General features: G+C 39.6%; 24 protein-coding genes, 1 pseudogene and 1 riboswitch. Of the genes and pseudogenes, 14 read left to right on the top strand and 11 right to left on the bottom strand.

All coding sequences use genetic code 11. The features are described from left to right. Window positions 1-2: 2 nt before the first annotated feature. The gene (locus tag MKZ26_RS08450) at window positions 3-2189 is read left to right on the top strand and encodes an S-layer homology domain-containing protein (protein ID WP_340765739.1); all 2187 of its coding nucleotides are present in this window, start codon (window positions 3-5) and stop codon (window positions 2187-2189) included. Between the two features lie 18 nt (window positions 2190-2207). Beyond that, window positions 2208-2310: riboswitch (TPP riboswitch) on the top strand. A gap of 211 nt (window positions 2311-2521) precedes the next feature. Continuing rightward, on the top strand, window positions 2522-3808 hold the full coding sequence (locus MKZ26_RS08445) for an acetylornithine deacetylase (protein ID WP_445683457.1): 1287 nt from the start codon (window positions 2522-2524) through the stop codon (window positions 3806-3808). Window positions 3809-3923: 115 nt separating this feature from the next. Here the strand turns inward: MKZ26_RS08445 and MKZ26_RS08440 are convergent, their stop codons facing one another. From MKZ26_RS08440 to MKZ26_RS08420, 5 genes are all read right to left on the bottom strand, one after another. Next, window positions 3924-4988 (bottom strand): LLM class flavin-dependent oxidoreductase, encoded by a 1065-nt coding sequence (locus MKZ26_RS08440; RefSeq protein WP_340765735.1) that lies wholly within the window; start codon window positions 4986-4988, stop codon window positions 3924-3926. A gap of 23 nt (window positions 4989-5011) precedes the next feature. After that, window positions 5012-5653 carry an NAD(P)-dependent oxidoreductase gene (locus MKZ26_RS08435; protein WP_340765733.1) on the bottom strand — a complete coding sequence of 214 codons (642 nt, stop codon included), beginning with the start codon at window positions 5651-5653 and terminating at the stop codon, window positions 5012-5014. Window positions 5654-5791: 138 nt separating this feature from the next. After that, a complete protein-coding gene (locus MKZ26_RS08430) occupies window positions 5792-6220 on the bottom strand; it encodes an Rrf2 family transcriptional regulator (RefSeq protein WP_340765731.1) in 429 nt (142 codons plus the stop codon). A gap of 618 nt (window positions 6221-6838) precedes the next feature. Then, the gene (locus tag MKZ26_RS08425; RefSeq protein ID WP_340765729.1) at window positions 6839-7465 is read right to left on the bottom strand and encodes a LysE family translocator; all 627 of its coding nucleotides are present in this window, start codon (window positions 7463-7465) and stop codon (window positions 6839-6841) included. Window positions 7466-7561: 96 nt separating this feature from the next. Beyond that, a complete protein-coding gene (locus MKZ26_RS08420; RefSeq protein ID WP_340765728.1) occupies window positions 7562-7933 on the bottom strand; it encodes a hypothetical protein in 372 nt (123 codons plus the stop codon). Between the two features lie 295 nt (window positions 7934-8228). On the opposite strand from MKZ26_RS08420, the gene MKZ26_RS08415 reads away from it, so the two are divergent. The 4 genes and pseudogenes from MKZ26_RS08415 (at window position 8229) to MKZ26_RS08400 (ending at window position 10392) form a co-directional block, all read left to right on the top strand. Beyond that, window positions 8229-8984, top strand: coding sequence for an NRDE family protein (locus tag MKZ26_RS08415; protein WP_340765725.1), 756 nt, complete (start codon window positions 8229-8231; stop codon window positions 8982-8984). A 151-nt stretch (window positions 8985-9135) separates the two neighbouring features. Further along, window positions 9136-9273 (top strand): annotated as a pseudogene (locus MKZ26_RS08410) (anti sigma factor C-terminal domain-containing protein); the annotation flags it as partial. Between the two features lie 141 nt (window positions 9274-9414). After that, complete coding sequence (locus tag MKZ26_RS08405; RefSeq protein WP_340765722.1) at window positions 9415-9831, top strand: DUF948 domain-containing protein; 417 nt, start codon at window positions 9415-9417, stop codon at window positions 9829-9831. 27 nt (window positions 9832-9858) lie between these two features. After that, window positions 9859-10392, top strand: a complete 534-nt coding sequence (locus MKZ26_RS08400) for a DUF948 domain-containing protein (protein WP_340765721.1) — start codon at window positions 9859-9861, stop codon at window positions 10390-10392. Between the two features lie 47 nt (window positions 10393-10439). Here the strand turns inward: MKZ26_RS08400 and MKZ26_RS08395 are convergent, their stop codons facing one another. The 4 genes from MKZ26_RS08395 to MKZ26_RS08380 all read right to left on the bottom strand — a co-directional run bounded on the left by MKZ26_RS08395 (window position 10440) and on the right by MKZ26_RS08380 (window position 15590). Then, entirely contained in the window at window positions 10440-10889 is a 450-nt protein-coding gene (locus MKZ26_RS08395; RefSeq protein WP_340765719.1) for a DUF948 domain-containing protein, read from the bottom strand. 15 nt (window positions 10890-10904) lie between these two features. Then, window positions 10905-11324, bottom strand: coding sequence for a DUF948 domain-containing protein (locus tag MKZ26_RS08390; protein WP_340765717.1), 420 nt, complete (start codon window positions 11322-11324; stop codon window positions 10905-10907). 935 nt (window positions 11325-12259) lie between these two features. Then, window positions 12260-14236 (bottom strand): methyl-accepting chemotaxis protein, encoded by a 1977-nt coding sequence (locus tag MKZ26_RS08385; protein ID WP_340765715.1) that lies wholly within the window; start codon window positions 14234-14236, stop codon window positions 12260-12262. Window positions 14237-14975: 739 nt separating this feature from the next. Further along, window positions 14976-15590, bottom strand: a complete 615-nt coding sequence (locus MKZ26_RS08380) for a YIP1 family protein (RefSeq protein ID WP_340765712.1) — start codon at window positions 15588-15590, stop codon at window positions 14976-14978. A gap of 433 nt (window positions 15591-16023) precedes the next feature. On the opposite strand from MKZ26_RS08380, the gene MKZ26_RS08375 reads away from it, so the two are divergent. After that, complete coding sequence (locus tag MKZ26_RS08375) at window positions 16024-17652, top strand: ABC transporter substrate-binding protein (RefSeq protein ID WP_340765710.1); 1629 nt, start codon at window positions 16024-16026, stop codon at window positions 17650-17652. Here MKZ26_RS08375 and MKZ26_RS08370 read toward each other — a convergent pair. Then, window positions 17630-18301 (bottom strand): hypothetical protein, encoded by a 672-nt coding sequence (locus MKZ26_RS08370; protein ID WP_340765709.1) that lies wholly within the window; start codon window positions 18299-18301, stop codon window positions 17630-17632. The two genes, MKZ26_RS08375 and MKZ26_RS08370, sit on opposite strands and share 23 nt — an antisense overlap. A 2-nt stretch (window positions 18302-18303) precedes the next feature. Between MKZ26_RS08370 and MKZ26_RS08365 the strand changes: the two genes are divergently transcribed. Next, a complete protein-coding gene (locus MKZ26_RS08365) occupies window positions 18304-18504 on the top strand; it encodes a hypothetical protein (protein WP_067206822.1) in 201 nt (66 codons plus the stop codon). Continuing rightward, window positions 18501-18818, top strand: a complete 318-nt coding sequence (locus MKZ26_RS08360; RefSeq protein ID WP_340765706.1) for a spore coat protein — start codon at window positions 18501-18503, stop codon at window positions 18816-18818. Before MKZ26_RS08365 ends, MKZ26_RS08360 begins: the two co-directional genes overlap by 4 nt. A gap of 63 nt (window positions 18819-18881) precedes the next feature. On the opposite strand, the gene MKZ26_RS22345 is transcribed toward MKZ26_RS08360, so the two are convergent. Then, window positions 18882-19280 carry a DUF5658 family protein gene (locus tag MKZ26_RS22345; RefSeq protein WP_445683412.1) on the bottom strand — a complete coding sequence of 133 codons (399 nt, stop codon included), beginning with the start codon at window positions 19278-19280 and terminating at the stop codon, window positions 18882-18884. Between the two features lie 696 nt (window positions 19281-19976). Here MKZ26_RS22345 and corA point away from each other — a divergent pair. The 5 genes from corA to MKZ26_RS08335 all read left to right on the top strand — a co-directional run bounded on the left by corA (window position 19977) and on the right by MKZ26_RS08335 (window position 24685). Beyond that, window positions 19977-20939, top strand: coding sequence for a magnesium/cobalt transporter CorA (gene corA / locus MKZ26_RS08355; RefSeq protein ID WP_340765704.1), 963 nt, complete (start codon window positions 19977-19979; stop codon window positions 20937-20939). Between the two features lie 301 nt (window positions 20940-21240). Beyond that, the gene (locus MKZ26_RS08350) at window positions 21241-22467 is read left to right on the top strand and encodes an acyl-CoA dehydrogenase (RefSeq protein ID WP_340765702.1); all 1227 of its coding nucleotides are present in this window, start codon (window positions 21241-21243) and stop codon (window positions 22465-22467) included. A gap of 2 nt (window positions 22468-22469) precedes the next feature. After that, window positions 22470-23243 carry an SDR family oxidoreductase gene (locus MKZ26_RS08345; protein WP_340765699.1) on the top strand — a complete coding sequence of 258 codons (774 nt, stop codon included), beginning with the start codon at window positions 22470-22472 and terminating at the stop codon, window positions 23241-23243. After that, window positions 23240-23809 (top strand): TetR/AcrR family transcriptional regulator, encoded by a 570-nt coding sequence (locus tag MKZ26_RS08340; RefSeq protein ID WP_340765697.1) that lies wholly within the window; start codon window positions 23240-23242, stop codon window positions 23807-23809. The genes MKZ26_RS08345 and MKZ26_RS08340 overlap by 4 nt, the downstream gene beginning before the upstream one ends. A gap of 3 nt (window positions 23810-23812) precedes the next feature. Further along, window positions 23813-24685, top strand: coding sequence for a 3-hydroxyacyl-CoA dehydrogenase family protein (locus MKZ26_RS08335; RefSeq protein WP_340765695.1), 873 nt, complete (start codon window positions 23813-23815; stop codon window positions 24683-24685). The last annotated feature ends 6 nt before the right edge of the window (window positions 24686-24691 follow it).

Genomic DNA, 24691 nt, shown 5'->3' with positions numbered 1-24691 from the left:
AAATGAAGAAAATAACTACACTGTTTCTCGCTTTAGCATTAACGGTAGCTTTACCGACGTCAGCTACTGTTGTATTAACAGCTAACGCGGCAGAAGCTCAAGTCGTTAAATCAGAAGATGTCACGACAGCTGCAAAATTTACGGATATTCAAAATAGCCACTGGGCGAAAAATGAAGTTATGCAACTTGTAGAAATGGGCATATTAACGGGTTACGGCGATATGCAATTTCGTCCGGATCTAGCAATGACAGTTGGAGAGGCTACTCAATCTTTTACAAAAGCGGGATATGAATTTTTAAGCAAAGACGTGACAGGCAATTCTTTTGGTATGGAAGAACCTTTAACACGTAGGCAAATGGAGTTGGCATTAGTAGATGCATTCAATTTGCAAGATAGTGCATTAATCGAATCGCCAAGTCTTATTTCATTGGATAAAGGAAGTGTAGGCGCAGTTCCACAATACCGAATTATGCCAGGCATACAAAATGGTCTATTCAATCACGGATCACAAGTAGACCGCGCTACTTTTGCGGTGATTCTGCATCAAGTACTTGTGGAGAAGGGGAACATTGCAACTACCAAAAAATATGAACTAACTAACTTAGAGCTGTCGCCTAATTTTACTAGGATTCCTTCTGCTGTGAATTTAATGAAGGTGTCATTTGATGAACATCCGATTTACTTAAGATCGACAGAGAATATACTTTTCACGAATCATACGAGAATCGATAACTCATTTTCTCGCGATAATATTTACACTTATGACATCGGTATAGAAGGTGCGACCATTGAGTTAACGGTTCGTTCATTTGATAATGGCGATTACTTCTTATTTTCGAAAATCATTAATCCTACTGAATCTGCTGTAACAGTAGATGTCATTCAAAAAGAAAATGAAGTGGCTTCATTTGAGCTAAACCGTTATGACAAATACAAGATTAAACGTAATGATAAAGACGTTTTTGGCAGTGACACAACATCCTATCCGACGGGTTTACTCAAGTTTGTGAAGCTAGATGGATCAGTGAAGGAGCGGATGGTTGGTCAGTCTTATTTGTCGAAGCAATTGTCATTAGAGTATGAGAATGATGGCTACAGTTACATGCGTCAATTGCTCGGTGAAAAAGAGGCACTGTCTTATGCTCAGGTTGGAACAACATTATTGTCTGTGCATACGTTAAATTCAAAAGGCAATGACATTGTAGATCAGTGGTATATGAATGCGGATGACCAATTATTTGCGAATGAAGAGAATATGGAGAGCTGGATGCTTGAGTCAGCTAAGTATTATAAAAAACGTAATAATTGGTACACGGCGGGTGGCCCATACAATAAAATGGCGATAACCACAGAGCCAATGCCTGATACAGGGCAAGGATATGGGCGGAACTTACTTCTATTAAAAGAAGATCGTGCGCTGGTTTTATATAATGAGCAAGAGGATCGTTATTTTGAGAACTTAATTTACAACTCATTTGTTAACTTGAAGAATTTCAAAGGTGACAAAGATTATTGGGAAACAGAAGTTACAAGCACCTATTTGAAAGATTTATATGACATTACAGCTCCATTCATTGATACACGTTTTAATGAGCAAATCGCGCTTTTCTACTATAATAGTGGCGCTGATTTTGGAATTGATAATGCAAAAGAACCATTGCGTAATTATGCTGACTTACTGGTCTCGCAAAAAAGTAAAGGAAACGTCATTGCTGTGAATGACGAGTCTTACTACATCGCGGATTACTTCCCGATTGCACAGCAAGTAACGACGCATGCCTCTATGAATCATGTGTTGGGCGGTATGAACGTTTTACTCATGGCTTATAATGAGTTCGGTGATCAGAAGTATTTAGATACAGCGCAGGCTATACAAACAGCGATTGTAGCGGATAAAGAGGATTGGATTCGTGATAATGGCGATATTTGGTATCGTATTTCCGCATTACGTGACTTTAAAGGCGATGATTACAAGCATCTGACTTTAGAGGATTTAATAAATTCGTACAAACTTTGGAAAGATATTGATCCGACGTATTTGCCTTTATTAGAAGAAATGATTGCTTCAAAAGCTTCGTTTTTATCGAATGAAAATTTAGGTTACACAACTAAAATAAAGAACGGGTTACGTGATATCGACTTATCGAACTATCTTCCTAAAGGGGAAGAAAGAACAGATGCATTGTGAAGAAGAATAAAACTAAATAGATACTGCTAGGGGAGCCGTTTAGGCTGAGACACATCATAGATGTAAACCCTTCGAACCTGATCTAGTTCATACTAGCGTAGGGAAGCAGCTGAAACTCTACACTCAATGTCTTTATATGCGTAGAAAACAGCCGCCTTCCGATTATGGAAAGCGGCTGTTTTCTGTTCCAGTGTATATATGTTGAACAAATGAAATAAAGATAGTGAACTGTGCGAAGGCGCATTACAAGGGCTAGCGCCGTAGTGAATTCAATGGAATTCTTTATTTCAACGTATATAGATTCACCTACCAAAAATATAGATAAGGGATGGATGAGTAAAATGGAAAATAGAATTAGTAACCTAGTTGATGAACGTCAAGAGGAGTTAGTGCAATTGCTAGCGGACCTCGTTCGTTTCCCGACAGTTAGTCCACCGGCAAGAAATACAACAGGCGTACAGCGGTATATTCAAGACTTTTTAGAACAAGAAAAATTTGAAACGGTTAGTTGGGATGTATTTCCTGGCGACCCGAACGTTGTAGGCGTTAAAAAGGGAACGGATGGAAACCTGTATAACAGCCTAATCATTAATGGACATATAGACGTTGCGGAAGTGGGGGATGAAACAGAGTGGACTGTGCCTGTCTTTGAACTGACGACTAAAGATGGCAACGCATATGGGCGAGGAACATCTGATATGAAAGCTGCAGTGGCCGCGACTTTACTAGCCGTTAAATTATTAAACGAGCTAGGTGTGGAACTGAAAGGTGATTTGCAAATTCAGACTGTCATTGGGGAGGAAGCGGGAGAGGCTGGAACACTTTCATGTATGGAAAAAGGCTATACAGCAGATTTTGCACTCGTAGTCGATGGCAGTGATCGTCAAATTCATGGTCAGGGTGGTGTGATTACCGGCTGGATAACGATTAAAAGTAAGGAAGTTTTCCATGATGCAATGAGGATGAGTATGCTTCATGCAGGCGGTTCGGTTAATGGGGCTAGTGCGATAGAAAAGATGATGAAGGTTATTGCTGGATTACAAGATTTAGAACGTCACTGGGCTGTGACAAAAAAATATCCGGGTTTTGTGCCTGGCACCACTACTATTAATCCGGCAGTTATAGAAGGAGGAAGGCATGCAGCTTTTGTGGCGGATGAATGTCGGCTCTGGATCACCGTTCATTTCTATCCGAATGAAACCTATCAATCTGTAACAAAAGAAATCGAAGAGCATTTGAACAATGTAGCAAAAGCAGACACGTGGTTAAGAGAAAATCCCATTCACTTTCGCTGGGGGGGAAAATCAATGATTGAAGAACGTGGAGAAATATTTCCGGCGCTTGAAATGAATGCGGACCATGCAGCTGTTCAACTTCTTGCGCATTGTCATGAACAAACCGAAAAAAGTCCTGCAATAATAGGTATGTCGAGATCAGTAACAGATGCGGGCTGGCTAGGAGCAGCAGGAATTCCAACTGTTATCTATGGTCCTGGAAAGTTGGAAGAGGCACATTCAGTCGATGAAAAGATAAACATTGAAGAATTAGTGGTATTTACCAAGACGCTTATGATATTTATAAATGAGTGGTGTAATACGAAAAATAGGGAGTGTAAGTAATCTCCCCATTCATCTAGTATTAGTATATTGTTGCATATTGCCAAATAATTGGGGTTATTTCTGATGAGGTTTCAAATGGTTGCTATGTTTCGAGTTGAATTCTCATGGGATAGACTTACCGAGCCGTTTCACGCCGAACGATCGGAGCTACTTGTGTTGCTAACATTTCAATACTCGCTGCGACTTTAGAAAACGGCAAGCCGCCGATATCCATTTGTGCAATGAATCGTTGATGTCCAAATAGTTCGTGTTGGTGGAGAATCTTCTCAATTATTTGCTGAGGGCTACCGACAAATAACCCGGTTTCGGGACTGGCCATATGACTGAAATCAGAACGGGAAATTCTCGTGCCCATTCCACGCTGTTTGTTCACGTATCCCCAATAATTTGCATAGTAAGGATAAAACTCGTCTTTCGCTTGTTGGGATGTCTTTGCTATATACGTATGTCCTGTTACAGCCACTTTTAAATCTTCTACACGATGTCGGGCACTTATGCCGGCTTGGCGATACAAATCAACAAGTGGTTTGAAACGAATTGGATCCCCACCAAGGATAGCTAATGCTAAACCAGTTCCAAGTTTTCCAGCTCGTATTGCACTATCAGGTGTTCCACCTACACCAACCCAAATCGGCAGTTTATTTTGAACAGGGCGCGGGGCAATCATAGAATTAGTTAAAGGCGAACGGAATGACCCATTCCAATTGACGATTTCATTGGTATTCAATTGTTGAAGCAGTCGTATGTTTTCATCGAACAGTTCGTCATAATTGTTTAAGTCATGACCGAATAACGGAAAAGATTCAACGAATGCACCACGACCTGTAATAATCTCAGCGCGACCATTCGAAATTAAATCGAGTGTAGCAAAATCCTCGAATAGGCGAACAGGGTCGACTGTGTTCAAAACAGTCGTTGCACTCGTCAATTTAATACGCTTCGTGTTTTGTGCCACTGCCGCCAGAACAACTGGCGGAGCTGATACGGCATAGTCTAAGCGGTGATGCTCACCGACACCAAAAATATCAAGTCCGGCTTCTTCAGTCAGCTTTCCAATAGCCAATACTTCATGAAGGCGCTGATGAATACTTATTGTTTTTCCAGTTAGGGGATCTGGACCAAGATCCCCAAATGTATATATTCCAATTTCAATTCCGGGTTTCCTAGTTTCTGTTTGCATTGTTCTCATCTCCTAAAACTAAGTTATTCCGCTTCAGAAATAAGGGTGAAACGTTCATTTATATGTTGAGGATTTTCGATTTCATCAAGAACTGCAATTGCATAGTCAGCATAGCTTACATAGCTGTCACCTTTTGAGTTCACGATTAAATTGTCTTTTCCTTTTTGATACGAACCCGTTCTTTTTCCTTCAGGATTAAAGAATGCTGCTGGGCTAATGAATGTCCATTTAACTCCACTCGTCTTTTGCAGGTCTTCTAAGTTCTTTCCTTGATTGGAAGCAGTTGCAAAGTATTCTTTAGGGAATTCCGGTGTGTCCATAAGACGGATAGTTTTAGCTTCATCTACAAACAAGCTTCCCGCACCACCTACAACAATCAATCTTGTTTCTGGAGCGCCTTCAAACGCCTCTATTAACTCTCTTCCGGCATCTAGATGAAGATGTTCCTGCCCTGCAGGAGCACCGAATGCATTTACAACAACATCAAATTGACGAAGGTCTTCAGCTTGTAGATCAAATATATCTATTTCGAGGGCGACAACATTTTTTTCAGTTAGTTTTGCTGCATTTCTAACGATAGCTGTTACTTCGTGTCCACGGTCATTCGCTTCTTTTACAATAAGGCTTCCTGCTTTTCCTGTAGCTCCGATAATTCCAATTTTCATGTTTAAATCCTCCAGTAAATTAGTTATTTTATGCACATAAAATAATACGCGCCTAGTGATTTGAAGCCATTGGCTATAATTAATCCAACTGTAACTGTAATGGTTACAGTTACAGCGGTGGCTGAAAAATCGAATGAACTATCCGATTTTTTGTGTTAATACCGATACTAATTCTTCCATCGTAATTTCATGTAACACAGATTCCATTGCTTCTTGAGCTCGAAGTAAAATCAGCTCAAGAACTGCCTCAATGTTGGCGCCAACCGGGCAATTTGGATTTGGTTTTTCATGAAATTGAAAAAGCTCGCCTTCTTCCACGACTTCGACTGCTCTGTACACATCGAGTAAAGTAATCTCTTTTAAAGGTTTTTGAAGCGTAGCTCCCCCAAGACCTTGCCGAACTTGAATAAGTCCTGCATTTCTTAGTTTACCAATTATTCTTCGTATGACTACAGGGTTTGTATTCACACTTTCTGCAATCCATTCCGAAGTACAAAGCTCGTTACTTTCAATCGCCACGAGGGATAGAATATGAACTGCAACTGTAAAGCGACTACTGATTTTCATTGCAAGTAACCTCCCGGTGTAATCATTATAGTTACAACGCGTATTGATTGTCAATTATTATTATTCAAGGGATGGGGAGTGGGTTGTAGAACGCTTGGCGCTTTGGGGATGCCTTTGTCGCGCCTGCGCTAGGGTATTCATTATCGAGAGAAATGTAATTTTGAGATGTATATGCTGAGATAATAAGGTGATTACTAGTTGATACTAATTATATTAAAGAAAGTCGTACTCCAACTTGCAGATTTCATCACCGCTAATGAAATGCGCTTTCTCACATAGACCGTCTAGCGAAGACGCGATTTCGTGGTAGCCGGAGCGATAAGACTGAAAGCGGCCTCCTTTCTGGCTTATCGCGGGAGGCATCCACAAAGCGTCGAAGCGGTATTGGTAGGAGTTCTATTTTATGCTAGGTATCAGACTTTTCAACAGCCTCCCAAAAGCCTTGTAAAGTGCATATCCGATATTCATTTGTTCAACATATATAGGGTATTTGATTTTGATACAGAGCTGGAAATTATGGTTTTAGGGCCTTATACTAAACAAGTTTTAGAGACCCGGTTCTTGTTAACTTCACGAAACCTCTTGTTGGAAAATATAATTATCTATACCAATAAAGTGTTAACGACTTTGAAAAATGACTTTAAAACCAATGCCGATATAAATTAATCCTAAAATTTTTCCGCCCCACCGGCCAATCCCTAATCTGGGCTTCATCAGTCGCCCAATCGTACCCGTACCAATTGCCAAAATTGTTGTATAGATCATACTCAATGCAACGAAAATAATGCCTAGAATTAGAAATTGGATAAAAGTTGACCCATTTTCCGGCTTTACGAATTGTGGGAAAAAAGCTAAAAAGAAAAGAGCAGTTTTCGGATTCAAAGCTTCCACCAAAATACCATGCCCGTAAGCGCGTGACGCTGACACCTGTGAAATATCAGGCATCTTGGTTGTCGAGGCTTTTGCCAAAATCGCCCGAATACCCATGTATAATAAATAGGACGCTCCCGCGAATTTCACAGCATTGAAAGCAACGGCGGAGGTCATTAGGATTGCTGAAAACCCGACAGCAGAAAATAACGTATGAATGAAATCTCCTGTTGCTATGCCAAGCCCTGTCATGATTCCGGTTTTACGACCTCCCTGTGCCGCCCGGGTAATTGTTAATAAGACAGCGGGTCCTGGTATCAAAAACAATCCGATGACGACGATAATAAATGCGCTCAAAGTAGAGATATCAAGCATTTCACCACCCCTTTCGACTATTTTAATAAACAAACTAAATTTAAGGCCGCTGGTACAGACAAAATTCCGAATTGCATTAGTGCCAAATGCCTTTTTTTATTCTCCATACTTTCCCTGGGTTCTCGCTTCAATATAATAGCCATCTAACTCTACTGCTATTGCTTCGTTAACATTTATATCTTTTATCTTATATAACTTTGTACCTTTTGGAACAAAATTTGAAAATACCCCTTTATAGTTTCCTTCATTTTCTACATATTTTTTCACCGTGCCAATTTCTTTCTCTACATCAACAATAACCGATTTATCAATTTCGTATATATCTTCGTTCCATACTACAAAATGGAAGGCCCAATCTGTGCTACTCTGTTTACAACCTACAAGCAGTATGAAAAAGAATGTGTAAAATATAAAGGTTGTAATTTTAGCTTTTTTAAATCTTTTTTTATTTTTAAATTCTAACATCATAGTTTTAATTCACCTCCTAAATCTAAGGTACCCACTGAATTATTAGTGGAAATATGTAAAACAATTGTTTGCTATAACTAAATTACTTGCAGAAAAATAAAAAATGCCAATTGTAGGGAGGGAAGTGATGATTCAATCTGTGCCCTACACTAACAAAAGGAGCATAGATTATTACTAGTGTGAACGAGAATTTAGTTTTTTTGTCAATTTCTAACCGAATGAATTTATGATACATCATTGTTCAGAAACTTAGTATTGATTCAATGTATAATAGAGGTTAAAAGGACGTGAGAAAGTGTGTCTGATTAATTTTCATTACGCTGACCATCCGATGTACAAATTGATTGTAGCTGCAAATCGAGATGAGTTTTATGAACGTCCGACAGCTTCCGCAGAATTTTGGGCGGATCAGCCTGATATATTGGCAGGACGTGATTTATTGCATATGGGGACTTGGCTCGGTATAACGAAGTCTGGTCGATTTGCAGCATTGACGAATTACCGTGATCCGGGAGAAGCTAATGCCGACAAAAAAACGCGTGGGGATATCGTCACAAATTTTTTGGCGGGGAACGTGTCGCCCGAAGTTTTCCTCGAAACGTTAAAAGAGAGAAAAGATGATTATGCAGGATTCAACATTCTCGTTGGTGATGCTGATTCCTTATTCTACTTTTCCAATAAGCAACCAAAAATTATGGAAGTATCCGCAGGGACGCATGGTTTGAGCAATCAATTTCTAAACACTGCTTGGCCGAAAGTGGTGAAGGGGAGAACTACACTTCGGGATTATGTATTGGAACACGCTATTATTGATACTGATGCACTGTTCGAACTCATTTCTGATGCTGACGTCGCGCCAGATGCACTATTGCCGAATACGGGGGTAGGCTTGGACCTCGAACGGCAACTATCACCGCTCTTCATCAAAACTCCTAATTATGGAACCCGTTCGTCTACTGTTTTGTTAGTAGGGCATGATCAAAGCATTACTTTCGTTGAGCGTACTTTTGTAAACGGAGAATTGGCGAATGAAAGGAAGTATTTCATCTGATGTATTTACCACAAATACATATACAGAATTCCGAATATCTAGTGTGCAAGTTGCCAATCGATTCAGTTGATCGGAAACATTTTTCAGTCTTAATTGAAAAAGCTATAGAAAGCTCAAAATAGATCCTAACATTTTATAGAGGTACGACCATTTCAGGGACCAGGGTTTCCAAGCGAACGGTGCGGTTGTTACAGGTCCAGTCAAAGAATTAATGAAACTGCGAGAATTAAAAGGAATTCATAGCGTTTCAGTAGGTGAAATTACATATTGGAATTGGGATGCAGAATAAATCTGTTAGAATGAGATAAAGTGGTTGTTTGTGATTAGGTAGAAAGGATTGATTTTTAACTTCTGATTAATCATAAAAATACTTATGTTTCATGGGCCATGTCTAAGTGGTATAAAATGAGAAGGAAGGAGCTGCAGATAAATGGCTTTCATACATATTAGCGTGTTTGTCGTAGCAATCGCGTTTGCGCTTGTTTCAGTATACTTTGCAAAATTGCTTTTCCGCGTGTCAGGTATCATTGGGACTGTTGGAAAGACTGTCAGTACGTTTGAAACTAAACTGGATAAGTCGATTATTGAATTGGAACGAACGATTGCGGAGGCAAATACTACGGCAACAGATATTGAAGAAAAATCACTGGCATTAAATAGTGTTTTTTATACGGTCAAGCATGTTGGGGATTCGTCATCATTATTGAGTGAGGAATTGGAAGTGCGAACTGAGCGCTATGCACAAAACTCTTCATTGCCGGGGATAAAACCGTTCGTGCGCGTCATTCAGTTTTCTGAATTCGCTTCAAGCCTATTAACTTCTTGGCAACGTGGAAAACGTACTTAATTTTAAAAAATGAAATGAGGGATGGATATGGATTTAATGGGAATCGGCGTATTGCTGATTGGAATCGCGTTATTGGTACTTGCCATTTATCTCGCACGCGTATTGAATAATGTTGCTTCTATTTTAAACGGAGTTGATAAGACAATTGAACAACTCCCAACTCAATTGGACGGCATCTTACAGGAGACAGGGAACTTTATCCAAAATAGTAATAACACTCTTGCTGATGTCAATGAAAAGCTTGGAACGCTGTCACCTTTGTTCCATATCGTTGGTGATGTTGGTGAGTCTACAAGGATATTGTCATCTTCACTTGTCGATTTGACTGCTTCCGCTAAGAATAAAATGAGCGAAGCAGATAGAGACAAGCAGGATAAGAGATTGGGTGGTTTATATGGTACTGCCGCTCTCGGATTCTATACAATGAGAAAAACTAAAATGGCTAAAAAACGGTCTGGTGTAATTCTTGGGAAAAACTTGTATAGCGAAGGTGAGAAACATACAATTGCTATTAATAAGATGAAAGAAGAAGCAAAAGAGGCTGTTAGTAGGGGAGAATAAAAATCGTGTGGAGGGATTAAGATTCCCTTCACACGATTTTTATTTGCTTAATTTGATTTTGTTTTAGGCATTTTTTCTGAGATTTCGTGTCTCTTCTGTGAAAGGAAGAATAGGAATGACAGTAGGCCAAAGATACCTTCATACTTTTTGCTTGTCACAAATTCCTTTGCGCCAGTAGTTTGTTGTTTTAACGAAGTTGTTTTTTCAAGAGCAACGGATGTGAACTTTTCCGCCTCTTTACCTACATCTCCGATAATGTGGAATACTGGACTAATATCAGTTACTTGTTGATTGACGTTAGCTAGTGTCGTATTGCTTGTTTGAAGTACGGTCGTGGCTTGGCTTGTTACATCGTCTAATACCTTTGGCAGACGATCTGTTGTCTGTTGGAGGCTTCCAAGTACAGACGCGAGTTCTTTAATTGGTTTCAATAAATAAATGACGAGTATAGCAAATGCGATTCCGATAATGAGTACACCAATACCTAACCAATCCATATTGAATCACCTCATTTAATTTTTATGCTTTTCCTTTTGAAAACGGTAATAAACCCGTGCCGCTGTCTCAGTTAGAATCGTTGCTTTCTCCATAAAATCACGATATTTTTCGGGAGGTGTAGCAACATCATCCGAAATCGCAAGAATCGATCTGTTCATATGATCCGTGGAGTTTCCAAGTTTTTTTGCAGAGTCGGATAAGCTATTCAATGTTTGTAGTTTGTTTTCCGCATCATCGGCAATTCGGTTCGTCTTTTCCATCAATTGCTCGGATTGTTCAGTGATGCCAGTGAGTTTCGTCTCAACCCGTTTCAGTGTTTCTGAAACCTCTCCCATGGTCTGTTTTGCACTTTTTAATGTGATGATAACAAAAATGACAATAAGCAATAAGGATAAGGATGCAATGAGGGCACTTACATATAAAAGAATTTCCATTAATACTTCATCTCCAATTCGGACTATATATGTTGATATAAAGAATTCCATTGAATCCGCTGCGGCGCCTTCGCTGAGTTTATATAGAGATTCATTTGTTCAATATATATAGTAAATTATCTTTATCTCTTTTCTACCACTATACAGTCCTCACTAAACACTTACAACAGTTTGGATGCAGTTGAACTCGGATTTTGGAGTTGTCATTTAGGGTAGGCGGAGGGGAGGTTCAAATAAGCTATAGAGCATAGTAAGATAAAAACTTACGTCTGTTGATTAATCATTTAGTTGCATAAAATACTGGTGAGTAGGGCTTGATGACCTTGATTTTAGCTGGACTATTTTCGGCCCGCTTTCGACTAACTATTCAGTAATACTGTTGCGAATTGTTACCTGTCGCGTTCCTACAATGTTCAAGTGAAAAACACAGTTGTTTGGAAGAAAAGAATAGGTGACATTCTATGGAGAGTGTAAATGCCTGAAGATGCAATTTCGGGCACTCTAGTACGTTATACAATACGTTCTTTACTAGTAAAAAAGAGAAAACCATATAGAAAGAATCAGCCGCCAAAATTGCATCTTTGGCGGCTTTTATCCAGGTAGATGCCCCTGTATTCTTTCGTCCCAAAAAGCTTTAGCACTTCGTGTACTGATGTATTTGGAGCGCGACGGATGAAGGACCACCATACGATTAACGAAAAAAATATGTAGGGATGCGACAAAGTCGCATCCCTACATATCCAGACATCTCGGTAATCGTAAAGAAGTCATTCTAGCCAAAGTAATCCAAAGTCAATTATACACGTTGTGCTTAGTAAGTGATCATGTTATTCACTGGTTTCTTTTGGTTAATCAACAGACGTGATAAAAGCTCAACTTTCTCTATTCATACAAGAGAAAGTTGAGCTTTTAATCATGAAGAAATCTAAGGTTTATTAATACTTAAACTTGGAAATCAATTCTTTTAATTCTTCTGCCATAAAGGATAGTGATTCAGCCGATGAAGAAATTTCCTCCATCGAAGCTAGCTGCTCCTCTGAAGATGCAGCTACTTCTTGGGAAGCAGCTGCATTACCTTGCGCGCTGTTTGCAATTTCATTTGCCGTGAGAGTGACTCCTTGAACAGCGCCGGCTACCCTTTGAGCAGTGGCCGAAACTTCTTCCATTTGAGGTGTAATCTCTTTCATACTGTGAATGATGTGATTGAATTTCTCGATGGCTTCATTTGATACATCTACACCTTCTTGTACATTTTCCGTAATACGTTCCATGATTTCAACGGAGTTCTCTGTATCTACTTGAATGCCTTCCACGATTTCACGGATTTCTTTTGCAGAGTTCTGCGATTGTTCGGCAAGTTTACGAACTTCATCAGCTACAACAGCAAAACCTTTACCATGTTCACCGGCTCTTGCAGCTTCAATAGCGGCATTCAAAGCAAGAAGGTTTGTTTGTCCCGCAATATCTGTAATTACATCCAAAATCGAACGCACTTCCTTAGACCGCTCATGCAATGATTTGGTGATTGTGTTTGATTCGATAACAGATTTATGAATTGATGTCATTTGATTAACCGTATCTGTAACCGCTTGACCACCTATTTCAGCTTCTGTCGTTGCACGATAAGAAAGTTCAGAAGCCATTGTAGAACTTTCTGCAATTTTCGTGACATCAATAGAAATTGCAGCTAATGCATGTGCTGCGGAGTCTACACCATCTGTTTGCATTTCTGCACTATGTGCTACTTCTTGAATGGAAGTTGCCACTTGTTCTGTAGCATCGCTTGTTTGTTCCGCACTTGCCGATAACTCCTCAGCAGAGGAAGCTACTAGTTCTGCACTCTTTTCAACGTTTTTAATTAACGCTCTGAGACTTTCCTGCATGTCGTTAAATGCTTGTCCTAAATGTCCGATTTCATCGTTAGTTTGCACATCGATATGCTGAGTTAAGTCTCCTTGGCTTATTGTAATCGCTTTTTCTTTTAGATCTTTGATTGGATTAATGATGGATTTAATAATAAAGTAAACAGTAATCGCTCCGATAACAATTGCAAGCAAGATAATCAAAGCGGTCCTTTGTAGAATAGGTAATGCTGCAGCATTAATCTCTGAGGTGGCTACAGATCCCGCGAGCTTCCAACCGGTTAACTCATTGGTTACGAAAGCCGTTAATCTTTCTTCGCCATCGAACTTAGCATCAAACTGTCCGATTTCTTGGGCATAAATTTTATCTGATAAGCTAATATTTACTTCATTTCCGGCAGCTTCGGTAGGGTGCGTGATATATCTTTTACTTTTGTCTATTAGAACGGCATATCCTGATTTACCTATTTTCACTTGATTGGTTATATTTTGCAAATGATTCAAGTTGATGTCAACTGCCGCTACCCCAGAACCATCTTTTATTACTTGTGAAAGGGTAACAACCATTTCATTTGTACTTGCCGAAATATAGGGATCGGAAATAATGACTTCACCTTTTTTGTCCATTGCCTCTATATACCAGGGTCTTTTTCTAGGATCGTAATCCGCAGGAATCCCTACATCAGGTTCTTGTATAAATAAACCTTTGTCAGTACCTATATAGATGATTTCGGCTTCCGGATGCAGTTCTATGTACTGACTGAATATTTCACGTAGTTCAGGACTACTATCACCCTGGTATAGCCTTGAAGTTATAGTTGTAGAAAAGGTATTTATATCATGTGTTTTTAGTTGCATCGTATTATCAATTGTTGAATTTAATAAGTTGATATTTTCAGTGAAACCAGCCAATATCTCAGATTTAACCGCGTCTTTGGCCGTCATATAAGCCAGTGCTCCAATAATAATTGCAGGGATAATTAATACGATTGCAAAAGATGTAATTAGTTTCGTTTTAATGTTTCGCAGGCCCATTAAGATTTTTTTCATCCAGCTAACCTCTTTCTCTAACTTTGTGTTTTATGTCTTTGGAAATAGGGATAATAGTGCTTGATTGCTCAGGTGACTACGTGGAAAGACGTAGAACTAAGGAATCATATTTATCCACTAACTTTAGCATACTACTAAACGAAAGAATTGAACATGTCATAATATTCTATATGGTTTGATTAATTATTTTGAAATAATAAAGAGGAGAGTAGAAGAAAAAATTTATACTGAAACGAGGGGGATGTTTTTTGTGATATTAGTTGAGAATGCAATAGTACCAAAAGGGGATTCGGTTAAAATACATTTATATGGATGAAATTAATGCGATTCAAATGGGAAAATAAAGGCTTATTTATTTGACTAGAAAAGTAATGCAATTTTAATAGTGAACCAATTTACTAGAGTAATAGCGTCATTTGGTGGAAAACATAGAAATTTGTCGTTTAGTCTGTAGTTATTTTTAAGGTAGGTAACCTTCGGATTAAATACTATAAATTTGGCACTATTTATTTGGAGTTACTAGATGTTATACCTCACCCGTATAACGAACAAATCTAGCGAAGGAGCGCCACTAATGAAAGGCTGTACACCCGCATACTACAGGCGCCGGAGCAAGAAGATCACTTAGGAGGGATGCAGTTCAATCCCTCCTAAGTGATCTTCTTGTGATCTTATTGCGTGAGGCCATCACCAAGCGACAAAGCGTTGTTGGAAGAACATTCTATTTGTTAAGTGCCGACTACATAGCAAGAAGTATTGTAAATATGGATCCAAGGATAATGATTGAAATAACGACTATAAAACACATAAATAACATCATTGTGCCAAATCCGCGCCATGCAGAGAAGTTGTGAACAATTCCAATTGCTTTACTCTCGACAACAAGCCCGAAAATAGAAATAGCTAACATGATCCAGGTTTGAAAGAAGAAGAAGCCTACGGACATATTCGTACCTAACGGGCCTGTTGGAGTAGCGAAAAGCTGCTGTCCGTAGAGGGAAATTGCAATGACTCCTATAGGCGCTGTCCAAATCATAGGAATTGCACTGGCTCCGGTTGCAAGGCCCATTTTCCGCATTGTCCCTGTTCCACCTAATAATTTACCAATCCACGTATACGCAACTATAACAACTCCCCAGCCTGTCAACCCTGAAAGCAAGCTAGAAAAAAGAACGACAACAAGTGTTGTAAATAATGACAAACCGTTAAAAAGGCCTAAGTCTGCAAATGCCATAATGCTATTGATAAGCGCGGAAATGGAAATTAGGAAAAATGGATACATCATTGATTTATGACCGATAATGTATCGAATTGTGGTGCTTGGCTGTGACCAAATCGAAAATAGCGGATTCATTCTTAAATTGCTCCTTTCCGTCAGTTTTCATGATCCACTTATCTTTTTTATATATTTGAAAATTAGGATGTCTGTATATCAGTTGACTGAAAATGATGAAGTGATAGTCATCTCTATTATTTATATTGTATGAGATGCCACCCAGTGCAGGTCACTATTTACCATTACTTTACTGGGGGAATTCGTGCTAAATAGGTTGAATAAATGAATACCATATAAACCGAACGAAGGCGCATGACAATGGGATTCTTTATTTCCACCTATATAACCTATAAAAGTGACCTTGACGAGTAGAAAATAGTTATATAAGATAAATCAGTATAATCAATCGGATTAAAATACAGATAATTGTTATGTGAACTGAGCTGAATTCATTCTGCATAGAGTCTACACATATTACTTTTTATCCCGTTGAAATAAAGGGGGAATAATAGTGAAAAGGAAAGCTTTTAGGTTGACTAGTATTCTAGTGTTACTATTACTAGTACTTACGGCTTGTTCAGAAGGTAATAAGAAAGATTCAAAAGAAGAAAATAAGGATGGGGCAGTAAAAGCAGGCGGTTCGTTAGTTTATGCTCGAGGTGCGGATTCTGTAGGGCTAGATCCAATTAATGTAACGGACGGCGAGTCGATTCGGGTTACACATGCTATTTTTGAAACATTATTTGAATACGATGAGAAGTTGGAATTACAACCTAAATTAGCGGAATCTTTCGAAACGGCTGATGATGGGTTAACGTGGACAATTCATCTTAAAAACGGTATTAAGTTTCACGATGGGACAGATTTCAATGCCGATGCAGTCGTTTTCAATTTCGACCGTTGGATGGATCCACAGAATCCTTATCATATTGGGGATTTTACATATTATCCATTCCTCTATGGAGGATTTAAAGGAGAACCAAATCACAAAATTGAACATGTAAAGGCAATCGATAATTCAACTGTTGAAATTAAATTGATAGAAAAGACAGCTCCTTTTATTAGCTATTTGGCAATTCCGATGTTTGGTATGGCAAGTCCAGCGGCGATTGAAAAGTACAATGAGAAATTCATTGAACATCCCGTAGGTACGGGGCCATTTGAATTCGAAAGTTGGACACGTAATGATAAAATTGTATTAAAGGCGAACGAAAATTACTATATTGAAGGTCAACCACTTTTGGAAAAAATAATTTTCACGGTACTTCCTGATAACTCTGCTCGCTTAAATGGCTTATTATCTGGAGAGGTAGATATCATTGATGGTATGAACCCTAGTGATGCTGATACAGTCGAAGCGAATGAGAGTTTAAAACTGGTCAAACGACCAAGTTTTAATAATGGTTTCATGGTATTTAATACGGAAAAGGCACCGTTTGATAATGTAAAAGTGCGTCAAGCGATTAATATGGCTATTGATAAGAAAGGATTAGTAGATGCATTCTATAATGGCTATGCCGAATTGGCGAAGAATCCAATACCACCATCACTTTGGGGATACAATGATGATATTGTGGATTATCCATATAATCCTGAAGATGCGAAGAAATTATTGGCGGAAGCCGGGTATCCCGATGGGTTTAAAACAGAGATATGGGCAATGAGTAACCCAAGACCATACATGCCGCAGCCTTTAAAAACGGCTGAAGTGATTCAAGCAAATTTACAAGCGATTGGTATTGAAGCTGAAATCAAAACCTATGAGTGGGCTACGTATCTTGAGAAAACAGGAAACGGTGAGCATACGATGGCAATGTACGGTTGGACAGGTGTGATGGCCGATCCAGACAATTTCTTATCTCCGAATTTAAGTAGCACTAACACTGAGAAACCCGCTAGTAATCGTGCTTTTTATAAAAATGAAGAATTTACATCTTTATTGCAACAAGCTCGTGAAACTTTCGATCAAGAAGAACGAATTAAATTGTATAAAAAGGCGCAGGAAATATTCCATGAAGATGCTCCATGGGTAACAATAGCTCATACAACACCGCCTATTGGCCTTGCCGATTATGTTGAAGGTTTTGAGGCTCATCCAATGGAAAATGATAATTTCGCTAAAATCTATTTAAATAAATAAATAAATAATATAAACGATACCAGGATATGACTCGATTACGAATCGACTCATATCCTGGTATTTTTACTTTAGTCCGTATAATATCTGTCGCAAGATTCATACTAAGATTAAATTGTTTGAAAGGAGCTAAGAAGTGTGGAGTCTGCACAATCACAACAACAGCTTCAACAACTAAAAAAACTGCAAATTCAACTTCAACAACTCGAACTACAGATACAGATTCAACAGCAAGAACAAGAAAAACAGCAACAACAGCAACCGCCGCAACAACAAGAACAAGAACCGTTGCAACAACAGCAACTGCCGCAACAACAAGAACCGCAACAACAACAACAGCAACCGCCACAACAACAAGTACCACCGCAACAACAGCAACCGCAACAACAGCAACCGCAACAACAACAACAAGAACCGCAGCAACAACAGCAACCGCCACAACAACAAGAACCACAGCAACAGCAACCGCAACAACAACAACATCAACAACAACAACAACAACAACAACAACCGCAACAACAACAACCAGAACCAGAACCACAGCAAACACCGCAATCACAAGAACCAAAGCAACCTGAACCACTGGAACAACCACAACAATCAGAAGGGCAATCGCAACAACAACAGAAGATACTTTACTTTGAGCCCCCAAGAATGGTGTCAACTTCAGATATTGGCTATTTGCAAAATATGCTAAATTCGAATTTGCTAGCGGTGAAACAGTATAGACAGGCCGCTCAAAGTTGCCAACTGCCTGATTTAAAACGACAATTCGAAGAAGCAGGGAAAATGCACTTGACGCACTATGATAATTTGCTAACTGTCCTGAATGAAAACGGGGGTAATATGCAATGACTTCTACTAAAAAGATTCAAAATCCTAAAACACAGCTTTCTAAAAAGTCCGCGGTCAATGATTCTGATCTGTTAAGCTCAGCATTAGCGACGGAAAAAAATATGTGCAACTCCTACGCAATTGCTATGCCTGAAGCGAGCAATTCAAAGTTCTACTCATCACTATTTGATATGATGAAAGAAACATCGCAGCAACATCGGAAATTATATGATTTGCAATTCCAACATGGTTGGTGCTCGCTTACACCTGCTCAGTCTAGTGAGGTTGCAGCCCTTTATCAGGAGTACATCGAGTACAAGCAACAACTAAAATAACAAAAGTAACACGAATAAACACCACTAAGTTGATTGAGTGGTGTTTATTTTGGATTCATAGTCCTAAAGCACTAATGAAATCCAATAGATATGCTGGAATAGAACGACACTGTAAAGCAGAATTGCAGATCCAACTAATAGTTTTAAATACATTTTTTGTTCAATCTCTGTCAGTAAATAGAGTAAAACACAGGGCAAACTAATTTTAAGGGCGTAAAATCCCCAAATGCTTGTGTCGTAGATAAGTGCCATTAATGGATTCGCTTCAGTGATATACTGTTTTTGAATGCCAAAATCGGTGAAAAATGAATCAACAATGGCTAATAGTAAAAGAAGAATTCCGGCGGGAAGCAGTTTTTTACGGGTGGAAAATATATTCCTGCCATCCTGAATAGTAACGCCTCCTATGCTGACGATAGTTAAAGTTCTACATAGAGTTTGGGATAACTTGCGGCTATTCATACTAGACAGTAAGGCTGATGAAGAGTGTGAACAATGCGGTGAGTGATTTTCTTTTGTATACTATATATGTTGAACAAATAAATACGGCTTTTGGGAGGCCAATGAAACAGCCCTTGTACTTGGAATGCATTAGGATTCCTACTAATACCGCTTCTGCGCTGGATAAATCTATGTTAGAAAGTGTATTTCATTGTCGGAGATAAGACCTGCAGCCTGTAGTACGTCTTTCTTCAATGAGATTAGTATCAACTAGTAATCACATTATAATCTAAGTCTATACATCTCAAAATCACTTTCAATAATGAAAACTCCAGCGCAGGCGCGGCAAAGGGGCAGCCGAAGCCATGAGACTGGATGCGAAGCGCCAATCCAGGCTCATGGCGAGAGGCATCCCCAAAGCGCCAAGCGATCTACAATCCACACTCCGAATTACACTCACTCACTAATGAACAACCCTAGCGCAGGCGCGGCAAAGGGGTCGCCGAAGCCGTAAGCCTGGATGCGAAGCGCTAATCCAGGCTTACGGTGAGAGGCATCCCCAAAGCGCCAAGTGTTCTACAATCCATCCCCCGAATTACAACTCACTCATTATCGAGAACCACAGCAGATTCAATGGGATTCTTTAATTCATCATATATATATCGAGCGAAGGCTACTCATGAACAGGATTTGTGGAGTTAGAAAGAAGGTGTTCGTTTGATCCGGACGATGGGACTCACAGTAGAGAATAAATTATTGTTTGATTTTCCGCTAGAAGACATACATACTCGTCAATTCAAGTGGTACTGGGTGGATTTGGAACAGCCAAATGAAGAAGAAGCTTCTTTGTTGCATTCATTTTTTCAGTTTCATCCGCTGACTATCGAAGATTGTTTGAACCGTCTTCAACGACCGAAATTGGATTTTTATGATGACTATGCTTTTTTTGTATTGCATACCATAAATCCTGAAACGATAAAAGCAGAAGAAATAAATTTGTATCTCGGAAAAAACTATGTCATCACTTTTCATTATACGGCGGTTCAGGGGCTGGAAAATGCGAGGGAAAGGATTATTCAAAATCCAGGGAAATGGAAAAAAGGACATGTTTTTGTTGCGCATCAGATTATCGATAAAATCGTCGATGATTACTTCCCGGTACTTCATAAAATTGAAGATCATCTGGATGATATTGAAGACACGCTTGCACCATCAACTGTTCATTTATCCATGGATTCTGTATTCGAAGTCCGCAGCAATTTATTACGATTAAGGCGAACAATTTTGCCGATGCATGAACTTTTACATCGGGTAATTAATTCAGAACGGATAAAGCTATCTGCGAATGAACAAGCCTATTTTAGTGATATCTATGATAATTTACTACGACTCGGAGATATTCTTGAATCTAACCGGGAACTAACAACTGATATTAGAGACAGCCAATTATCGATAAACGCGAATCAAATGAACCGTATTATGATGATACTGACGATTGTATCATCCGTTTTCATACCTTTAACGTTTATAGCGGGTGTATACGGGATGAATTTTGAGTTCATGCCGGAACTTACTTGGCGATACGGATATATCATCGTATTAATTGTTATGCTTGTAATAGGAACGTCTATGTTGGCATTGTTTAAATATAAAGGCTGGTTAGGTATGTTTAAATCTTGAATGGTAGCCATTTGTATGGATAGATTTATCGAAAGGCGTCAGCATCTACATAGCTGGCGCCTTTTTAAACGTTGTTCTTCCTAGCTCTATAAAACTATATATGTTGAACAAATAAATACTATATAGACTAAGCGAAGGCGTCCCCTAGCGCCGCAGCGAATTCAATGGCATCCTATAATTCCATATATCTACTTGATTAATCGAGTAGTAAGCGTTAACATATTGAATAGTTGTTATATTCAGAACATACTAACCGGTTAGTACACATATTATTTATAGAATGAAAGGATGGAGAGAGATTATGAATTTTTCATACTCGGACAAGACGATTGAATTGCAACAGAAGTTGACGGCATTTATGGAAGAACTTGTTTATCCAAATGAAAAGACTTTTGACGAACAGCTAAATGCACAAGAAAATCGCTGGGCGCAAAATCCGCCAATTATAGAAGAGTTGAAAATGAAAGCACGCGAAAAAGGTCTATGGAACTTGTTTCTTCCTGAAAGTGAAATGGGTGCAGGCCTTACCAATGTAGAATATGCACCGCTTTGTGAAATTATGGGCCGATCATTAATAGGGCCAGAAGTATTTAACTGCAACGCGCCTGACACAGGAAACATGGAAGTGCTTGTGCGATATGGAACGGAAGCGCAGAAAAAACAATGGCTCGAACCGCTGTTAGATGGGGAAATCCGGTCTTGCTTTGCTATGACAGAACCGGATGTCGCTTCTAGCGACGCAACAAACATCCAATCAAGCATTATCAGGGATGGGGACGAGTATATATTAAATGGGCGTAAATGGTGGACTTCCGGCGCGGGCGATCCGCGTTGTAAAGTTGCAATTTTCATGGGCAAGAACGATCCTAATGCTGCGTTGCATGAGCAGCAGTCGATGATTTTAGTGCCACTTGATACACCCGGGGTGAAGGTTGAGAGAATGCTTTCCGTATTTGGCTATGATCATGCGCCGCACGGACATGCGGAAATCACATTTGACAATGTTCGCGTACCGGCGGAAAACATGTTGTGGGGTGAAGGGAAAGGATTCGCGATAGCGCAAGGTCGTCTAGGACCTGGTCGAATTCATCACTGTATGCGGTTAATTGGCGCTGCAGAACGTGCGCTTGAAGAAATGTGTATTCGTGTTCAACAACGTTCTGCATTTGGGAAATCTATTGCTGAACAAGGCGTCGTTCGAGAATGGATTGCAGAATCACGCATTGATATCGAGCAGGCACGCCTTTTGACGTTAAAAGCAGCTTATATGATGGACACGGTTGGTAATAAAGAAGCGAGAGCAGAAATTGCGATGATTAAAGTGACGGCGCCAAATATGGCACTGCGTGTAATCGACCGCGCTATTCAAGCGTTTGGTGGAGCGGGTGTAAGCGGAGATTATACATTGGCGGCGCAGTGGGCGAATTCAAGAACGCTGCGTCTCGCAGATGGACCTGATGAAGTTCATCGCAATCAAATCGCACGTCTGGAACTTAAAAAATATGCAGCTCACGGAAAGGGGAACTAATAATGACAGTACTTGACCTCTTTAGACTAACAGGGAAAACAGCAATCGTTACAGGTGGTGGCAGAGGACTTGGGGCACAGATTGCAAAAGGGTTTGCGGAAGCAGGTGCAAACGTTGTGCTATGTTCACGCAATGTTGAAGCTTGTATTGAAATGAGTAAAGAACTGGAAACGCTTGGTGTTCGGTCGATTGGACTTGCATGTGACGTGACGAATCAGAAAGACGTAAAAAAGGTAGTTGAAGAGACAATGAAAATTTTTGGCACGATAGACATCCTTGTCAACAATAGCGGGGCAACATGGGGTGCGCCTGTTGTTGACATGCCCTATGAAGCGTGGAAAAAAGTGATGGATGTAAACGTCAATGGCACATTTTTGATGAGTCAAGAAGTCGGTAAAATCATGATTGAGCAAGAAAACGGGAAAATCATTAACATCGCATCCGTTGCTGGACTTGGCGGGACGCATCCGAGCTTTATGGATACTATCGGCTACAACACCAGTAAAGGAGCAGTTATCACATTTACGAAAGATCTCGCAGCTAAATGGGGGCAGCACAATATTAACGTTAATGCGATTGCACCCGGATTTTTCCCAACAAAAATGTCAAAAGTCACAATTGAACAAGGGCATGAATATATTTTAAATTCCACACCGTTAAACCGCTTAGGGTCAGAAGAAGATTTAAAAGGTGTCGCTCTTTTCCTTGCATCGAAAGCTTCTGACTATGTGACGGGAGATATTCTGCTAGTCGACGGTGGAATGAGTACATTATGAAAGAAGAGCTTACTAGACAAAGCATTCAACTTTTTGAACGGAAAGGGTTTAGTTCGACCTCTGTCCAGGACATTGTTGATTCGTTAGGCGTGACGAAAGGGACTTTTTACTATTACTTCACGAGTAAAGAAACGCTTCTTATGGACATCCATCTCCGCTATATCGATGATTTAGTAGCCAGACAAAAGAAGGTTTTAGACAGTAATGAAAGTTGCCGAAATCAGCTTACGAAAATTGTTGAGATGCTCATTAAGGATATTCAAACACAAGGTTCAAATGTACGTGTTTACTTTAGGGAGATGCGTCATTTATCAGAGGAAAACAGTAGTGTCATAAAAAATAAACGAAGAATGTTCCATCTCACTATTGAGGAAATCATTAAAGCGGGAATTGAAAAGAAGGAGTTTCGGGATAATCTAGATCCCAAAATGACTACTTTTGCGATTTTAGGGGTTACAAACTGGAGTTATGAATGGTTTGACCCGTCTGGCAATATATCGTCGAAAGAGCTTGCGAGTATGTATATGGATTTCATCTTACACGGAATTGATTTGAAGGGGGAATGAATGATGAGTTCGAATGAAATTAAGCATATTCTTGTTGTTGGAGCGGGACAAATGGGGCATCAAATTGCTATGCTGTGCGCGCTTGGAGGATACAGGACTTCATTGCAGGATGTAAATAGTGAAGCACTGAAGGATGCAGAAGCGAGCTTGGAAAAGCGAATGGATAAATGGGTTACAAGTGGGAAGTTAACTGCGAGTAGCAAGGAAACTGCTTTTCAAAATCTCACATTCACGGATAATCTCAACGAAGCCGCGAGAGATGCAGATTTTGTAATTGAAGCGATTGTGGAAAAACTAACTAGTAAACAGCAATTGTTTAGGGAACTGGACCGTCTTACACCGAAACATGCCATTTTAGCCTCTAATAGTTCAACCATCGTCAACTCGTTGCTTGCAGAAGTGACGGAGCGTCCAGACAAGGTTTGTAACGCGCATTTCTTTTTCCCACCTCTGGTTATGGAGTGTGTGGAAATCGTCATGAGTGAAGAAACGTCTGAAGAAACAGCGCAGACTGCATTAGCTGTTTGTGAACAAATCGGCAAGGAGGGAATTATCCTTCGAAAGGAAATATCCGGCTTTGTCGCAAACCGTATATTAGGCGCAATTCATAAAGAAGCCATTGCACTTTATGAAAATGGAATCGCTGATTTTAAAGATATAGATTTAATCGTGAAAAAATCGCTTGGGCATCCATTGGGACCGTTTGAACTTATTGATTTATCCGGTGCAGACGTTGTCAATTTTGTCATGCAGCAGCAATTCGCGGAAACGGGAAATCAGGCAGACAAACCAGCTGCATGTATTGTGCAAAAAGTAGAAGCAGGTCATTTAGGACGGAAAACGGGACAAGGATTCTATTCCTACAATCGCGGCTGATAAGGG

The organism is Sporosarcina sp. FSL K6-6792 (assembly GCF_038004885.1).
GTDB lineage: Bacteria > Bacillota > Bacilli > Bacillales_A > Planococcaceae > Sporosarcina > Sporosarcina psychrophila.
Note: the sequence above shows the minus strand (reverse complement) of the source record. Positions and strands in the feature narration are given on the sequence as shown.

What these genes read in the sequence shown, in the direction of transcription:
- MKZ26_RS08445 (WP_445683457.1), top strand. Translation starts at nt 2,522, where the DNA reads ATGAGTAAAATGGAAAATAGAATTAGTAACCTAGTTGATGAACGTCAA.
- MKZ26_RS08385 (WP_340765715.1), bottom strand. Translation starts at nt 14,236, where the DNA reads ATGAAAAAAATCTTAATGGGCCTGCGAAACATTAAAACGAAACTAATT.
- MKZ26_RS08395 (WP_340765719.1), bottom strand. Translation starts at nt 10,889, where the DNA reads ATGGATTGGTTAGGTATTGGTGTACTCATTATCGGAATCGCATTTGCT.
- MKZ26_RS08435 (WP_340765733.1), bottom strand. Translation starts at nt 5,653, where the DNA reads ATGAAAATTGGAATTATCGGAGCTACAGGAAAAGCAGGAAGCCTTATT.
- MKZ26_RS08360 (WP_340765706.1), top strand. Translation starts at nt 18,501, where the DNA reads ATGACTTCTACTAAAAAGATTCAAAATCCTAAAACACAGCTTTCTAAA.
- MKZ26_RS08400 (WP_340765721.1), top strand. Translation starts at nt 9,859, where the DNA reads ATGGATTTAATGGGAATCGGCGTATTGCTGATTGGAATCGCGTTATTG.
- MKZ26_RS08380 (WP_340765712.1), bottom strand. Translation starts at nt 15,590, where the DNA reads ATGAATCCGCTATTTTCGATTTGGTCACAGCCAAGCACCACAATTCGA.
- MKZ26_RS08425 (WP_340765729.1), bottom strand. Translation starts at nt 7,465, where the DNA reads ATGCTTGATATCTCTACTTTGAGCGCATTTATTATCGTCGTCATCGGA.
- MKZ26_RS08365 (WP_067206822.1), top strand. Translation starts at nt 18,304, where the DNA reads ATGGTGTCAACTTCAGATATTGGCTATTTGCAAAATATGCTAAATTCG.
- MKZ26_RS08340 (WP_340765697.1), top strand. Translation starts at nt 23,240, where the DNA reads ATGAAAGAAGAGCTTACTAGACAAAGCATTCAACTTTTTGAACGGAAA.
- MKZ26_RS08405 (WP_340765722.1), top strand. Translation starts at nt 9,415, where the DNA reads ATGGCTTTCATACATATTAGCGTGTTTGTCGTAGCAATCGCGTTTGCG.
- MKZ26_RS22345 (WP_445683412.1), bottom strand. Translation starts at nt 19,280, where the DNA reads ATGAATAGCCGCAAGTTATCCCAAACTCTATGTAGAACTTTAACTATC.
- MKZ26_RS08345 (WP_340765699.1), top strand. Translation starts at nt 22,470, where the DNA reads ATGACAGTACTTGACCTCTTTAGACTAACAGGGAAAACAGCAATCGTT.
- MKZ26_RS08420 (WP_340765728.1), bottom strand. Translation starts at nt 7,933, where the DNA reads ATGATGTTAGAATTTAAAAATAAAAAAAGATTTAAAAAAGCTAAAATT.
- MKZ26_RS08440 (WP_340765735.1), bottom strand. Translation starts at nt 4,988, where the DNA reads ATGCAAACAGAAACTAGGAAACCCGGAATTGAAATTGGAATATATACA.
- MKZ26_RS08335 (WP_340765695.1), top strand. Translation starts at nt 23,813, where the DNA reads ATGAGTTCGAATGAAATTAAGCATATTCTTGTTGTTGGAGCGGGACAA.
- MKZ26_RS08350 (WP_340765702.1), top strand. Translation starts at nt 21,241, where the DNA reads ATGAATTTTTCATACTCGGACAAGACGATTGAATTGCAACAGAAGTTG.
- MKZ26_RS08430 (WP_340765731.1), bottom strand. Translation starts at nt 6,220, where the DNA reads ATGAAAATCAGTAGTCGCTTTACAGTTGCAGTTCATATTCTATCCCTC.
- MKZ26_RS08390 (WP_340765717.1), bottom strand. Translation starts at nt 11,324, where the DNA reads ATGGAAATTCTTTTATATGTAAGTGCCCTCATTGCATCCTTATCCTTA.
- MKZ26_RS08450 (WP_340765739.1), top strand. Translation starts at nt 3, where the DNA reads ATGAAGAAAATAACTACACTGTTTCTCGCTTTAGCATTAACGGTAGCT.